14 protein-coding genes and 1 tRNA gene are annotated in these 15,756 nt (G+C 35.9%); 9 read left to right on the top strand and 6 right to left on the bottom strand.

The features are described from left to right. The first annotated feature begins 25 nt into the window (after positions 1 to 25). Genes tpiA through GWK10_RS11695 form a run of 4 tightly spaced genes read left to right on the top strand, consistent with a single transcriptional unit; the run spans position 26 to position 2,564 of the window. On the top strand, positions 26 to 787 hold the full coding sequence (gene tpiA, locus GWK10_RS11710) for a triose-phosphate isomerase (protein ID WP_164032551.1): 762 nt from the start codon (positions 26 to 28) through the stop codon (positions 785 to 787). A 56-nt stretch (positions 788 to 843) separates the two neighbouring features. Further along, positions 844 to 1,680, top strand: a complete 837-nt coding sequence (gene prmA / locus GWK10_RS11705; RefSeq protein ID WP_164032550.1) for a 50S ribosomal protein L11 methyltransferase — start codon at positions 844 to 846, stop codon at positions 1,678 to 1,680. A gap of 48 nt (positions 1,681 to 1,728) precedes the next feature. After that, a complete protein-coding gene (locus GWK10_RS11700; RefSeq protein WP_164032549.1) occupies positions 1,729 to 2,004 on the top strand; it encodes an ATP-dependent Clp protease adaptor ClpS in 276 nt (91 codons plus the stop codon). Between the two features lie 59 nt (positions 2,005 to 2,063). After that, complete coding sequence (locus GWK10_RS11695) at positions 2,064 to 2,564, top strand: nuclear transport factor 2 family protein (protein ID WP_164032548.1); 501 nt, start codon at positions 2,064 to 2,066, stop codon at positions 2,562 to 2,564. A 37-nt stretch (positions 2,565 to 2,601) separates the two neighbouring features. Here GWK10_RS11695 and GWK10_RS11690 read toward each other — a convergent pair whose 3' ends face one another. The 5 genes from GWK10_RS11690 to GWK10_RS11670 form a co-directional block, all read right to left on the bottom strand. Next, a complete protein-coding gene (locus GWK10_RS11690) occupies positions 2,602 to 4,008 on the bottom strand; it encodes an MBL fold metallo-hydrolase (RefSeq protein ID WP_164032547.1) in 1,407 nt (468 codons plus the stop codon). A 65-nt stretch (positions 4,009 to 4,073) separates the two neighbouring features. Further along, complete coding sequence (locus tag GWK10_RS11685; protein ID WP_164032546.1) at positions 4,074 to 4,865, bottom strand: sulfite exporter TauE/SafE family protein; 792 nt, start codon at positions 4,863 to 4,865, stop codon at positions 4,074 to 4,076. Then, the gene (locus GWK10_RS11680) at positions 4,865 to 5,278 is read right to left on the bottom strand and encodes a DUF6691 family protein (protein ID WP_164032545.1); all 414 of its coding nucleotides are present in this window, start codon (positions 5,276 to 5,278) and stop codon (positions 4,865 to 4,867) included. Before GWK10_RS11680 ends, GWK10_RS11685 begins: the two co-directional genes overlap by 1 nt. Positions 5,279 to 5,290: 12 nt before the next feature. Further along, positions 5,291 to 5,848, bottom strand: coding sequence for a YeeE/YedE family protein (locus GWK10_RS11675; protein WP_164032544.1), 558 nt, complete (start codon positions 5,846 to 5,848; stop codon positions 5,291 to 5,293). A gap of 57 nt (positions 5,849 to 5,905) precedes the next feature. After that, positions 5,906 to 6,541, bottom strand: coding sequence for a Crp/Fnr family transcriptional regulator (locus GWK10_RS11670; protein WP_164032543.1), 636 nt, complete (start codon positions 6,539 to 6,541; stop codon positions 5,906 to 5,908). A gap of 106 nt (positions 6,542 to 6,647) precedes the next feature. Here GWK10_RS11670 and GWK10_RS11665 point away from each other — a divergent pair. Beyond that, positions 6,648 to 6,721: transfer RNA gene (locus GWK10_RS11665), tRNA-Arg, on the top strand. A 193-nt stretch (positions 6,722 to 6,914) separates the two neighbouring features. Further along, a complete protein-coding gene (locus tag GWK10_RS11660; protein ID WP_164032542.1) occupies positions 6,915 to 8,075 on the top strand; it encodes a hypothetical protein in 1,161 nt (386 codons plus the stop codon). Positions 8,076 to 8,201: 126 nt separating this feature from the next. Here GWK10_RS11660 and GWK10_RS11655 read toward each other — a convergent pair whose 3' ends face one another. Next, positions 8,202 to 9,086, bottom strand: coding sequence for an AraC family transcriptional regulator (locus tag GWK10_RS11655; RefSeq protein WP_164032541.1), 885 nt, complete (start codon positions 9,084 to 9,086; stop codon positions 8,202 to 8,204). A 282-nt stretch (positions 9,087 to 9,368) separates the two neighbouring features. Between GWK10_RS11655 and GWK10_RS11650 the strand changes: the two genes are divergently transcribed. The 3 genes from GWK10_RS11650 to GWK10_RS11640 all read left to right on the top strand — a co-directional run bounded on the left by GWK10_RS11650 (position 9,369) and on the right by GWK10_RS11640 (position 15,756). Beyond that, complete coding sequence (locus GWK10_RS11650) at positions 9,369 to 10,913, top strand: sulfatase (protein ID WP_164032540.1); 1,545 nt, start codon at positions 9,369 to 9,371, stop codon at positions 10,911 to 10,913. Positions 10,914 to 11,288: 375 nt separating this feature from the next. After that, entirely contained in the window at positions 11,289 to 12,704 is a 1,416-nt protein-coding gene (locus GWK10_RS11645; protein ID WP_164032539.1) for a cadherin repeat domain-containing protein, read from the top strand. A gap of 31 nt (positions 12,705 to 12,735) precedes the next feature. Beyond that, complete coding sequence (locus GWK10_RS11640) at positions 12,736 to 15,756, top strand: SusC/RagA family TonB-linked outer membrane protein (RefSeq protein ID WP_164032538.1); 3,021 nt, start codon at positions 12,736 to 12,738, stop codon at positions 15,754 to 15,756.

Below are 15,756 nucleotides of genomic sequence, written 5' to 3'. Positions count from 1 at the left end.
CAAATAAACAACCAAAAACTTAAAAATGAGAAAGAAAATTGTAGCAGGAAATTGGAAGATGAATCTTACCAGCGTACAATCAGAAGATCTAGTAGCAGTACTTAGTGAAAAGCTAGAAAATTTCAATAACAACGGGAAGCGAATAATCGTTGCTCCCACATTTGTGAATTTAGTTCCTGTGGTTGCTTGTGACGATCGCAATGCTATGATTGAAGTAGCAGCACAAAATATGCATCAGGCTTCAAGCGGAGCTTTTACAGGCGAAATAGCGGCAAATATGTTGCAAACCATAGGTGTACCTAATGTGATATTAGGTCACTCAGAAAGAAGAGCCTATTTTGGCGAAACCGATGCGCTTCTTGCTGAAAAAGTAGAAGTTGCTCTCGAGCATAATATGCAAGTTATTTTCTGTTTTGGTGAAGAACTAGAAGATAGAAAGTCGAACAAGCATTTTGATGTAGTAGAAAGTCAGCTTAAAAATGCATTATTCCAATTGCCTGCGAGTGCCTGGGATGATATTGTTCTGGCCTACGAACCTGTTTGGGCAATCGGGACAGGTGAGACTGCATCTCCAGAGCAAGCTCAGGAAATGCATGAATTTATCAGAAAGACTATTGCTGAAGCTTACAGCGCTGAGGTAGCAGATGAGGTTTCCATTCTTTATGGTGGTAGTGTTAAGCCAGCAAATGCGAAAGAAATCTTTTCAAAACCTGATGTTGATGGTGGCCTAATTGGCGGAGCATCACTTAAGGCAGATGATTTCTTTGCAATCATTGATGCCATGTAAAGCGATTAATCTTAATGTCTCCTCGAGCCCAGTCGAGAGGTTTCTGAAACTCACGGATGTCAAACTATATAGCATATCATTTTACAATAAAACCATTAAAGCCGGCTACTGAAATTCTTATTGCAGAATTAGGTGCAGCCGGTTTTGAGAGTTTTGTCGAATCCGAGACCGGAGTTACCGCCTATATTCAAGAGGGTGATTTCGATGAAACTATGCTTGAAGACATTTTTGTCTTGAGTTCAAATGAATTTGAGATTATTTATACTTCAGAAAAGATCGAGCAGGTAAATTGGAATGCAGAATGGGAACGCAATTTCGATCCTATTGTAGTCAATCGAAAGTGTACCGTTCGAGCACCTTTTCACGATATTCCAAATACGGAATTTGATATCATTATCGAACCAAAAATGTCATTTGGTACGGGCCATCATGAAACCACTCATATGATGTTGGCTTTAATGATGGAACAAAGTTTCGAAAATGATCATGTACTCGATATGGGATGTGGGACTGGTGTTTTGGCAATTTTAGCTTCAAAAATGAAAGCTAAGTCAATAGATGCGATCGACATAGATGAGTGGTGTTATGAAAATACTGTTGAAAATATAGGTCGGAATAACTGTCCTAATATCAAAGCCTTTTTAGGAGATGCAAGTTTGTTAGACAACCAATCCTATCAAAGAGTAATTGCCAATATTAATCGCAATATATTATTGGTCGATTTGCCGAAATATACCCAGGTATTGGATAAAGATGGGTTACTTTTTCTAAGTGGTTTTTATCATGATGATATTCCAGAAGTTCGAAAAAAATGTGAGTCGCTTGGACTAGAGTTCGTTAAAAATTTAGAGAAGAATGAGTGGGTAGCCTGCCTATTCATTAACAAAACTTAATATTGAATATTTTTTGAATTGACTGACATTCACTAAATTGCTTTTGAAATGAGTGGGCAAACGGAAATATTAGAAAAAGTCTTACTAGATGAAGAGGTCATCAAGCAAAATGAGATCGTTTTGTACAATGATGACGTCAATACGTTCGATCATGTTATCGAAATGCTTATGCAAGCTTGCGAACATACTCCCGAGCAGGCTGAACAATGTTCAATTATTGTTCATTACAAAGGTAAATGTACTGTAAAAACTGGGAGTTATGATGATCTCAAGCCGCGTTGCTCAAAATTACTTCAAGCTGGGCTTAGTGCCGAGATAGTTTAATTTTTAAAAGAGTTCTTCAATTTTCAAAAGAACCCTTAATTCTCAAAATATTGATGAAAATGAAAAAGTTAGTTATTCTTACTACAGTTTTCTTGTGCGCTATTAGTTGCAAGAAGGAAAAAGTGCAAAAGGAAGATGTAGAGATAGAAAACTTCAATCAAGAAAAGACTGCCATATTAGCGGTGTTGAATAATGAAACCAAGACCGCATTTAGCCGTAATTATGAATCTTGGAAGGATAATTGGGTGCATGAAGATTTTGTTACCAAAACGTATATGCAATTCCCTGACAGTATAATTACAGAAACTTTAGGGTGGAAGGAAATAAATGAATTTGTAAAGGCTTATTTTGAAGAACATCCTGAACCAGATCCACTACCTAAACCATTAAAAGATATTGAGGTCAGGTTATATGGTAATGGTGCTTGGGTAACCTACGAACAAGAAGATCCTATTCGCGGATTAAAACGAGAAACACGCTTGATGGAAAAGATAGATTCTCAATGGAAAATTGCTGGAATGCACACCACTATTTATGGTTTGAAGAACAAAGAAAAATAGTTCCCTCGTTTTCAAAGCGATTATATTATTTGTAAAGCTACATCCCAGAAGAACAAGCCGTTTCTACAATCGGCAAATCTGTCTGTTTTATTGCACCGAATCCACCGGCAACGTCAATCAACTTATTAAATCCTCTTGCTTTTAAAATAGACGCTGCTATTACCGATCGATAACCTCCAGCACAGTGAACATAATATTCTTTATCCCGATCGACTTCACTCATATGTTCATTAATAAAGTCCAGTGCAAAATGCTGTACATTTTCAATATGGGCTGCATTAAACTCACCATCTTTTCGAACGTCTAACACATTAATCTCTTTGTTTTTGAAGTCTTTAGAAAACTCTTCTGCTTTAATAGATTTCAGTGTTTCAATATCTTTTCCTGCTGCTTTCCATGTGTCAAGCCCGCCTTCTAAATACCCTAGAGTATTATCATAACCAACTCGGGAAAGTCGCGTTACCGCTTCAGCAGATTTGCCTTCAGGAACGACTAATAAGATTGGCTGACGCAAATCACTTATTAAAGCGCCAACCCAGGGAGCAAAGCTTCCGTTAAGCCCAATAAAAATGGAATTTGGTATATGTGCCTTTACAAAATCTTGTTCCGTTCTAACATCTAAAACTAAAGCGCCTTCATGATTTGCCATTGCCTCAAAAGTTTCAGCATCAAGTGGCGAATCTCCTTTTTTCAAAACTTCTTCAAATTCTGAATATCCAGTTTTATTTAGCATCGCATTTTTAGAAAAATACTGCGGCGGTGGTGGAATTCCATCTAGCACTTCTTTTACAAACTCTTCTTTGGTCATATCGGCACGAAGTGCATAATTTGTCTTCTTTTGATCACCTAATAAACCAACTGTTTCTTTGCTTAAGTTTTTACCACAGGCTGAACCTGCGCCATGAGCAGGATATACAATAACATCATCTGGCAAAGTCATGATTTTTTCTCGTAAAGAATCATATAGCATGGCAGCGAGATCTTCTTTTGTAACATCACTTTTAATAGCGAGATCAGGTCGACCTACATCACCAAGAAACAGGGTGTCCCCGGAAAAGATAGCATGTTCTTTCCCATTTTCATCAATCAACAAATAGGTTGACGACTCAGGTGTGTGACCTGGAGTATGAAGTACTTTAATTTTGATAGCTCCGATGTTAAAAATCTCTCCATCTTTAGCTGAGTGAATATCATATTCTGTACTTGCATAAGGGCCATAAACAATGGTAGCGCCTGTTTTCTTTGCAAGATCTACGTGACCAGAAACAAAATCGGCGTGAAAGTGCGTTTCAAATACATATTTGATCGTTGCATTTTCTGCCTTTGCCTTGTCGATATATTGTTGTGTTTCACGAAGTGGGTCTATAATTGCAGCTTCGCCATTCGATTCTATATAATAAGCACCTTGTGCTAAACAACCTGTATAAATTTGTTCGATCTTCATCTTCATTAATTTTTTTCAAAGGTATTAAGAATTGATTTTTTATATGTGACAATCATCACATTTTCTCATAACAACTCCTTATAAATTATATAAAAGCTCATCACTAAAATAAAGTAACCAAAGCTCTTCTTTAGTTTCTTATTAGGTACGTATTTAGAGAGTTTTCCTCCAATAAGTACACCAATTAGGGTTAAGAGAGAGAATATTAGCAAAAAGACCCATTCAATTTCAAGATTCTGTAAATCTCCACTAAAACCGATAAGTGAGTTTACCGCGATGATAACCAATGAGGTGCCAACGGCTTTTTTCATTGGTAAACCCGACCAAAGTACCAAAGCTGGAACGTATAAAAATCCACCCCCGGCGCCAATCATTCCTGTTATAAAACCAATGGCAATACCTTGAATGAATATCATATAGTAAGGTATTTTTTTAGAGGTTTCTTTATCACTATTTTTAGATCGGATCATGGCAAAAGCTGAGTATAGCATAACAAATGCAAAAAATAGCATTAAGCCCATGCTCTGAGTAAACTCAAAATCTCCAATGGTAAAAAAAGTTTCAGGCAATGCCGGAACTAAGTATCTTCTAGATAGGTAAACGGCAATGAAGGATGGAAAGACAAATGAAAAACCTGTTTTTAGATCAACCAGACCCATACGAAGTTTTTGTGCTACTCCGGCAATGGACGAAGTTCCAACCACAAATAAGGAATAGGCCGTAGCGATTACAGGGTTATACCCCATTACATATACCAATAGAGGTACCGTAAGAATAGATCCACCACCACCTAATAAGCCCAAAATAACACCTATTAGAAGTGCTGCGATATATCCAATTATTTCAACAGTTTCCATTAATGAGGTAGTTTATCTTTTAGGACACCATATATATAAGTGCCAAATATCGCCGCAGCTATAACAATTAACATTGAAAATACACCGGTTCCGACTAAAATATACATAGGCCCTGGACAAGCCCCAGCTAAAGCCCAACCTAGACCAAAAATGATTCCACCTAAAATATAGCGGATTAAACTTCGTTCCTTTTTGGGAACAGAAATTATGGAGCCCTCTGTGTTTTTCAATCCCATTTTCTTTCCAATTTGCAAGAATAGAATTCCACTTAAAACAGCGGTTCCTATAATACCATACATATGGAATGATTCAAAACGGAACATTTCAAAAATGCGATACCAAGAAACAGCTTCTGATTTTACTAACACGATTCCGAAAAAGATTCCGACTGCTAAAAATTTAATGTATTTCATCTGTATGGGGAATTAAAAAATTAGAGGTAAAATGAAATGTGTCATGATTAGTCCACCAATGAAAAATCCAATTACAGCGATTAAAGATGGTCTTTGTAGACTACTTAAACCTGTTATGGCATGTCCAGAAGTGCAACCTCCTCCGTAACGCGTTCCAAAACCTACTAGAAAGCCACCTATAATTAAAATGGAAAGTCCTTTTACACTTAAAACTGCATCCCATCCGTAGATTTCATTGGGTAAAAGTGATTTACCAATATCTTGGAATCCCATTTCGTTAAGCGCTACGGCTGTACTAGTGCTTAAATCAATATCAGTAGGATTTGAAAGTAAAAAGTGGGCTATGTACCCACCAATAACAGCACCGGTGACCACGATTAAATTCCACCATTGTGATCTCCAATCAAATTTGAAAAAAGGCACTTTTTTGCCCGCCCCACCAATAGCACAAAGTGTACGTAGGTTTGACGACATTCCAAAAGTTTTGCTGAAGTATATTAGGAGTGCCATTACTAGCGCAATAAGAGGACCTGATACATACCATGGCCAAGGAGATAATAGTATTTCCATATAATTTTTTATGCAAATTTAATGTGAGACAATATAGACGTGTGTGATAAAAGTCACTTAACTTTTCAAAACAACAATCTTATTTCTTCCGAGTTTAATTTTTCCTTCTATTTCAAGTTTTTTGAGAAGCCTAGAAATTACCGTTCGAGAAGTGTTTAGGTCCTCTGCAATCTCATGATGTTTTATAATTATCTCATTACTATCCGCAATTATGGTTTTATCAGATAGATAACGATACAAACGCTCTTCCATATTCATAAAGGCAAGGGTGTCTATCGTTTCCAGCATTTCATCAAAACGGTCTTGATAACTTCTGAGGATATAAAACCGCCAGCTGTCGTACTTGCTCATAAACCACTCCATTTTATCTTTTGGAATCGTAATTATCGTGGTATCGGTTTCTGCAGTAGCTCTAATTTTACTTTTCGAATCACCAAAACAACATGTTAATGACATCGCACAACTGTCTCCTTTTTCAAGGAAATAGAGTAATAATTCATTACCGTTATCATCCTCTCTTACTATTTTAATCGAACCTTTTATAACCAATGGTATATTGGTCATACGTTCACCAAAATCGATGATTATGTCATTCTTTTCGAATGATTTTTCGACACCTACTTCTTGAATCTCTGCTAGTAAGGCTGGTTCAAAAATACCTTCAAATCCTGTTATGGACGCTTCTTTGATCATGCTATAAAATTAAGCTTTATAATTGTTTGAGTTTTGTTTGGAAAGTGTTTTATTAAAATAGTATATTTGCACCCGCAAAAGTAGAAATATTAATGCGAAATATAATGGCCTCGTGGCGCAACTGAATAGCGCATCTGATTACGGCTCAGAAGGTTGCAGGTTTGAATCCTGCCGAGGTCACGAATGAAACAAAAGCAAGCTATTCATTTAGCTTGCTTTTGTTTTTTAACGATCTCACCATTTTCCGGCTATTCGCAATTACAGAAGTATACATACCACCTACTAAACAGTATCCACCACTTGCTTAATCTGGTTAATTTTTGGAATGAATTCTAGCTAGTTTTAGTTAAGAAACAATCTAAAAGAATTTGCGATGAAAAATTTATTGAATTCTAGATTTTGCCTTTTTTTAAGCTGTATTATGTTATTGGCAATCTTAAGCTGCGAAAAGAACGAGACTAATAATGACTTGCCGTTTGAGGATTCGACTAATCCGGAAGAAGAGCAACCAAATAACAAACCTGATGATATTAACCAAGCCTTGTTATTTACCAATAGCCAATTTAAAAGCGATAGTACTCCTACTAACAAAAACCTATCGGACCTAAAAATTGATAAGGATACCATTAATTTATGGCCAGGTATAAAAGGACGTATTAGAATACTTAATCGAGATGAGGTTCCGCTAAATGGGGTATTGGTACAAATTACTGGCGCAGCGGGTTATCACGAATTAACTCTTAATGAAGAAGAGAGTATAGATTCTATTTCTATTTTTTATGTCGACTTAGACCCGGAAGGGTTGGATTTGCCACATGATGGCGATATAACGATATCACCTATAGATCCCAATGGAGATGTAATTGATGAGTTTGAACTCCCAATTCATATAGACCCTCCTTTTGATGAAAATGTAGGAGCAGGTCCTGATGGAACTGATGTTGGTTCATGTGCTCCAAAGATGGCTACGCCTTATTTTTGGATTTATACAACTGTTGGAGGAGAATTTGAAGATGCTCCTGGTTATCCGCGAACAGGCATTAGTTACGAAGTGCTAGGGTGTTGCACAGTTGATGATAATCCCACATCTGTTCCCTGCTTGGGTAGAACACCTAATGCGAGGGTTATAGTTGACAATGATTATAGTTTGACAGATGAAGAATTCATCAAATTATTTGAAGATGAATACATATATCAACTGGAACGTTCAATCAATAATTTTAACTACGATAATTCCGATTTTTGCATAGAAAGACCGGGTTATTCATTTTCTCAGGTTGGGTTAATTGCGATCGGAGATTTCTCAATTACTCCAGTCAATGGTTTTGAAACTTTCTATAATCTTACTATTCATACCATGGATATTGTTGAACGTGATTTCGGGGTTTTTGCCCGCATTGGGCCAAACGATAATAGTCTAGATTCTCAAGCATATATCAACTGCAATTATATTGTTGTAACCTCATTAACAGAAGGTGTTATAATCACAAGAGTCTTTGAAAAACAGGCAGAAGGAATGAATTGGCATTCTTGATTGTATTTATTCATTCTTGTTCTAATAATAGCTGATGTATTTTTAAAAATTTAAAGGCTAGGTACTACTAATGTCCATCTTCCTATAATCTTTTCAATTTCTATAATTTAATTGAGCTCATATCAACTAGTTTTTCTGCTCTTTCTTATATAGTCTTGGTGAAACGCCCATATACTTTTTAAACATTCTTGAAAAATATAAGGGGTCCTGAAAGCCTACTCTGTAGCTTATTTCCTTAGCCGTAAAATCAGTATAATTAATGTATTCACATGCTTTTTGCATTTTCTTTAAATTGAAGAAATGTATTAATGAATACCCAGTCTTCTTTTTGAATAAATTAAAAATATGCGAAGGTGAACGATTGAATTCTTTCGCAATTTCTTCTGACTTGATAGATCTGTGTAAATTTTGATTCAAGAATTCAATTATTTTTTCAACCAAGATATTCTTAGTATCCAATTCAAAAGATCTTTCAACTTTATAATAAACAAAAGAAGATATGAAATTAAGCCCTAATACATTTGCATATTCTAGTCTTGGTTCAACATAGTCGCTTAAAAAAATATTAAATATTTGATTAAAAGTTTTTATTCTATCGTTTTCAAATGGAATGATGGAAGATTCATGCATAAACTGAGAATATCTCTTAAATATGTGTTTTGAAGAACTACCATCAAAATGAATCCAATAAATACTCCATGGATTCTGTTCATTTGCCCAGTATTCGTGAGGTGTCTTTTTAGGAACAATAAAAAAGTTATTTGGTTTTATCTTTTTTATTTCTGATCTAACTTTCAAAGTTCCTTCGCCTTCAGTACAGTATATAAAAATATATTCTTTAGCGCCCTTTTTTCTGGTCCTGTGATGATGACTTGCCATTGGGTAAAAACCGATGTCAGTTATATAAAAGGCCGAGGTAACATGATTTTCTTTTAACCTTTTTTTAATATCATTAGGCAGAACTATCATCTTTTGTCCGACGAAACCCTCCTTTAAAGTTAAATTATCCATATTTATAGAATTAGAATCTATGTTTTTAAGGGTCAAAAAATAGTATTTTGTTCTTAATTTGGTAGTTAAGTTATATAATAACTCCGTTTTCAGATTGAAAAACATGATTTTTTTAGAAAAGCCTTACTGCTTATGATTAGTGAGATTAAGTTTTTTTGTCCATGTTGTGAATTGTTATTTAACTAGTAAACATGTCATTTTAAGAGTAAAATTATTTGTATGTTTTCAAATACATCTTTTGCATCACCGTTGAAGTGCTTATTGATACTGGTAATATGTTTAATGTCATGTCAAGATAGAAGCACATCTTCATCTCAGCCTCCAAAAAGGCCCAATGTAATCTTTATACTTGCTGATGATCTTGGTGTCTATGACTTGAGTTATACTGGAAGCAATTTTTATGAAACACCTAATATTGATGCTATTGCAGAATCTGGAGCAGTGTTTACAAACGGTTATGCAGCAGCTCAAGTTTGCAGTCCGTCTAGGGCGAGTATTATGCTAGGTCAATTCACTGCGCGTCATGGAATTACGGATTGGATAGGAGCTGCGTCAGGCGAAGACTGGCGAGAAAAGAAGAGGAACAATAAGTTACTTCCAGCAGCATATGTTCGTGCTATACCAAAATCTAATATTACATTGGCAGAAGCCATGAAGGTTATAGGTTATAAAACTTTTTTTGCTGGAAAATGGCATTTGGGTGATAAGGGGTCATATCCTGAAGATCATGGTTTTGAAATCAATAAAGGAGGCTGGGAGGTTGGTAGTCCCAAGGGAGGGTATTACGCTCCTTGGAAAAACCCTTATTTAAGTAACCAAATTAGCGGCGAGAATCTATCTATGCGCTTGGCGAAAGAGACTAGCAATTTTATAAGGAAAAATAAGGATCAGCCATTTTTCGCATTTCTTTCTTTTTATGCCGTGCACGGACCCATACAAACTACTAAAGAAAAATGGAGGAAATATAGGGATAAGGCAGATAGCATAGGACTGGTCAAAAATGGCTATGAAATGGAACGAGTCTTGCCGATAAGGACAGTGCAGGATAACCCTATCTATGCTGGTCTTGTGGAAAGCATGGATGATGCAGTGGGGTATGTTTTGGGAAACCTGAAGGCCATGGGGCTGGACGAAAATACTATTGTCATTTTTACATCTGATAATGGCGGCGTTGCATCTGGAGATGCTTTTTCTACAACAAATCTACCTCTTCGTGGAGGAAAAGGTTATCAATGGGAAGGTGGGATTAGAGAGCCCTATTTTATAAAGGTGCCGTGGTTGAACCATAATGGCTTAAAAATAGATTATCCAGCTACTGGAAGTGATTTTTTTCCTACCATTTTAGATTTGATTGGTGCTGAAAAATTGCCAAATCAACATGTTGATGGACTAAGTCTAAAACCTCTTCTGGAAGGAAACACATTAGTTGAAAGACCATTATATTGGCACTACCCACATTATGGGAATCAAGGTGGTGAGCCAGTTTCTATAGTCCGCGAAGGAGATTGGAAGTTTATTCATTATTGGGAAGATGGCCATGGTGAACTTTACAATTTAACAACAGACGCTGGTGAGCAAAAAGATGTTTCTTTGGAATACAGCAATATTAGCTCAAAACTTCTGCAAAAATTAATGGCCTTTCTCGAAAATGTTGATGCCAAATTCCCTAAACCCGACTTGGAGTTTGATGATGAACTCGCAGCAAAAATGCATCAGCAAAAAATAGAAGTATTGTTACCCACTTTAGAAACTGAAAGAAAAGAATTCTTAGCTCCAAATTTTTCACCCAATGAAGATTGGTGGGGCAGTGAAATCACAAAAGACTAATTAGTCAATTTTTTACCTGCTTTTAACTACCGTTGCGTTCTTTTAAGTGCTCTTTAGGTTAGATATGTATCACCTAGGGTGTCAATTTGTAAAAGGACTAGCGGTTAATTCATGTATTGTTTTTCGATGTCTTGTGTTAAATTTTCCTTGCATTTTTTGTAAAGACTATTTTTAAATAGAATAGTCCATGTTTAATAAAATTTTATCTATATTTTTTCATTATTCATGTGATTATATTGCAATGATTTATATATAAAATTGATATTTTGACTATTTATAATGTAAATAATTAGTTAAATCATATTATTTCATGTGTTAATTGTCAATTTACTAAAAGTCTACAAAAGATAAAAATAATCTTTAAATGTCTATATCGTGATTAAAAAAGCATTAACCTTGACCACTATTTTTCTTCTTTTATGTTCTTTGATTCAGAGCTGTAATGATGATGAATCTTTAAATGTTGATTCAACTCCAGAATTCACATCTTTAGTTAGCACTGTTTCCTCATTACCAGGTCAAACTTTCTTATTTGAAGGAGTAGTATCCGACGAAGCTGGAGTAAGATCGGTAAATCTTAAATACGAGCCTTGGTTTTTAAATAAAACTATAATTAGGGATTCAATTACGGAAACCTATGAGTTATCATACAAGTTTAAAGTACCCGATGATGCTATAGAAAACAGTGTTCACGTTATTCCTTTGACAATTACCAATATTGGCGGTAAAAGTTCTGTTGAAGAAGTTACTGTGACGCTTGATCAGGATATTGATGGTCCACAGATACAGATAGCGCAACCGATCAATGAAGCGACATTACCAATTGGAGATGGAGATGAAATTAGTTTTGATGTAACGGTTACGGATGCAGAATTGGCAGAGTTAAAAATAGAAAGTGACCTTCTCAATGAGGTTCTTCCAATTTCAGGAACAAGTTATAATTATACAAACAGTTTGGATGTAGCGATTCCAGACAAGTATTTTTTTACCATTACGGCGACTGATGTCTCGGGCAATGTTTCTACCGAAACGTTCGCGGTAAATGTTGTTGATGAGCTTGAGTTTACCAATATGTATGTTACAGATATGACCTCGGATACTGAATTGGTTTCGGATATTTTTGGAGTACCATACAAAACATCCGCGAGTAGCGAAACTAATGAAACGGGATACGTTTTTACTGCTAGATATTACGCCCCAACACCAAATTTTGAGGTACGCTTTTTAGCACAGAAAGGATCATTTTCACCTTATGCCTTTGGTGCAGGGGCCGATTCTGGAAGACTTGCAATTGGTTCAAGCTCGGATGTGGCTCCAATTGTATTATCAGAAGTCGGGTATTATGAAATTAAAATGGACCTACGTGATTTGACCTACTCAATAACTCCGTATACACCTTCTGATGATACTTTTGAACAGGTATATATTATTGGAACTGGTATTTATATTAATGAAACGGAGTCTACTTGCACCAATAACACAGATGGCAGCTTGCAATGTTGGAATTTTGCATCTGGAAAGCCTTTTCAGAAAGATGGAAATAACCCCTACCTGTGGACTATAGATGTATCTCTTAAAGATGAGCCTCTAAACAACGGGGCAAATGGATTTATTCTAAATGCCAATCCTAATGGGTGGTCTCCATTTTGGAGGATTGATAATCCCAATGATCCAGAAGCAACTGTTCCTGGTGGTGGGGTAAATTATGTTTTTCCCGATTCAGCCTTAGATAAGGAATATAGATTTGTGTTCGATACTCATTTAAATCGTATAGCAGCACTACCGCGTTAATCAAAAAACATCCCAATATTTAATCATTTATATGAAAAATTCAATTTTAATAGGGTTTATGCTGCTTAGTTTCTCGGTATTTGGCCAAGTTACAGTCTCCGGGAATATATCTAGCGAAAATGGTGAACCAATCCTTGGAGCCAATATTCTGGAAAAAGGTACACTTAATGGTGCAGTATCAGATTTTGATGGTAATTATACTATAACAGTTAATGAAAATGCCACATTAGTCTTTAGTTATATTGGTTATGTTACGCAAGAAGTTGTTGTAAACGGTAGCAGTAAGATAGACATTACTTTACTAGCATCTAATCAACAATTAGACGAGGTTGTTGTTATTGGATACGGTACAGTAGAAAAAGATAAAATATCCAGTTCCATTTCTACAGTAGAGGGCGCTGAACTTGCTAAAATTGTGGCCAGTAACCCAGCCGAAGCTCTTCAGGGCAGAGCAGCTGGTGTACAAGTACTTTCTTCTGGAGGAAACCCTGGTGCTTCACCCCAAATTCTTATTCGGGGTATTACCACTAATAACAATAGTCAACCCCTAATTGTAATCGATGGTGTTTTATTACCCAATGGTACATCCCTCAATTTTTTGAATCCAATGGATATTGAAAACTTTCAGATATTAAAAGATGCGTCAGCATCGGCAATTTATGGTTCTCGAGCCTCAAATGGGGTTGTCCTTATAACAACTAAAAGAGGTAAAGAAGGGAAAACTACAATAGATGTTGATTTATCCTACGGAGTTCAGCAGCTGGAGAAAATTGAAATGGCTGGGGCTGATGAATATATTCAAGTAATGAATTTAAGAAGAACTAATGATGGTAACCAACCGCTATTCGATCCCTTAGATTTTACAGCAGATACCGATTGGTGGGACGAAACTATTGAAAATTATGCACCCATAGCCAATGCAAACGTTAGAGCATCTGGTGGATCTGAAAACATAAAATATGCAGGTAGTGTAAGCTTCTTTGATCAACAATCAAATTATACCAAAGGTTGGTATCAAAAGATTACCGGTAGGTTTAATGTAGATTTTAAAATATCTGATAAGGTTAGCCTGAAACAGGATTTAAGCCCAAGAATAGAGCGCTTTGAAAATACACCAGGTTCGCTTTTTAGTATATTGAGAATAGACCCTCTAACGGATGTTTATCTACCTCAAAATGAGCGTGAGGGGCGAAATCAGTTTAGCATATTTGCACCTAGTAACAACAATGTGCCTAATCCTGTTGGCGGTATAGCTAGATTGTTTAATGAAACTACTTTTTTTGGTTTTTTCTCTAATACGCAGTTAGATTTTAAAATAACCCCCCAACTTACCTTTAGCTCGCAGATTGGGCTTAATATAACAAATGACAGAACAGATATATTTAGGCCACAATATTTCACAACCCCCAATCAACAAAGAGAAATCAATGATATTTTTCGGAGGTCGAGACAAAGTTTAGATTACGTTTTAAACAATACTCTTAATTATAGAAATACCTTTCACGAAAAGCATTATGTAAATCTGTTAGTAGGAGTTTTATATGATTCCCAAAACTTTAATTATGTACAAGCATTTAGAGATGGAGTACCAAGTAACGATAATCCTGACTTAAGATATCTGGATGCAGCAGTTGGAGATAATATACAAGTAGCGGGTAATGAAGCCGAGGACAATATTTTTTCAGGAATATTCAGGGCGATTTATAGTTATGACAACAAATATTTTTTAACCAGTACCGTAAGAGTAGATCAATCTTCACGATTCCCGGAAGACAATAGAACTGGAATCTTTCCAAGTACCTCGTTTGCATGGGATATCGATTCAGAAGATTTTTTTAATAGTAGTCTAATCAGTAATCTTCGTTTAAAGGTTGGTGTTGGACAGGTGGGAAATCAAAATATTAATAGAAATGGCCAGTTTTTTTCGGTAGGTTCAGGTAATTATGTGTTTGACGGTACAAGAGTAGTAACCAATTTTTTGTCTCAATTTGGGAATCCTCGACTTAAATGGGAGACAGTAAAGGATACCAACATAGGTCTTGAAGCTGCGATTTTTGATAATGCACTTACCTTTTCTGTGGAGTATTATAATAAAACCTCAGAAGATCTATTGTTTAATGTGGAATTACCTAATTATACTGGTATACCAGGTCTTGTTGCACAAAATGTGGGCAGTTTTGAATCCAAAGGAATAGATTTTCAATTAGGATATAATAAACAAGTAGGTGATTTCTCCATTGGACTCAATTTAAATCTTTCAACCAATGAAAGTAAAGCCAAGGATTTAGCCGTGGGTAACGAGCAGTTGTTCGGACAGAAAAGAGAAGACTTAGGTAATAGGTTTATAAAAATAACTGAAGAAGGTGGTAGAGTAGGCCTTTTTTATGGGTTTAAGACCGATGGTATTTTCCAAAGCCAAACAGAATTAAATTCGCATACATCAGATGATGGTACTATAATTCAACCAAACGCCCAAGTTGGAGATTTACGATATGAAGACCTTAATGGAGATGGTGTGATCAACGACGACGACCTTCAAACAATTGGTGATCCCTTTGCAGATTTCTATGGTGGACTTACAGCAAATTTTCAGTACAAGAATATAGATTTATCCATGCAATGGTATGGCACCTATGGGAATGATGTATTTAATTATCCTTCTACATTTTTATACTCTGGAATACAAAATGTAAATGTTGCACGGGGAGCAGTAAATACAGTATGGTCCCCAGATAATACAGGAGCAAGCTTCCCAAGATTGACAGAACTTGACCCTAATGGAAATTACTTGAGACCTTCGGATCTTTTTATTGAGGATGCATCTTATCTAAGACTTAGAAATATACAATTGGGGTATAATTTTAAGATTAACGGATTCCAGAGATGCAGGTTATATATATCAGGTCAAAACCTTTTGACATTTACTAATTACTCCGGTTTTGATCCTGAAGTGGCAGCAAATAGTGGGAATATAATAAATGATTTTGGTGTGGATTACGCTCGTAATCCCGTAGCCAAAACATATTTGCTCGGGCTTAATTTATCACTTTAG

Source organism: Spongiivirga citrea (genome assembly GCF_010671565.1).
Classification (GTDB): Bacteria; Bacteroidota; Bacteroidia; order Flavobacteriales; family Flavobacteriaceae; genus Spongiivirga; species Spongiivirga citrea.
This window is presented reverse-complemented; position numbering and strand designations above follow the sequence as displayed.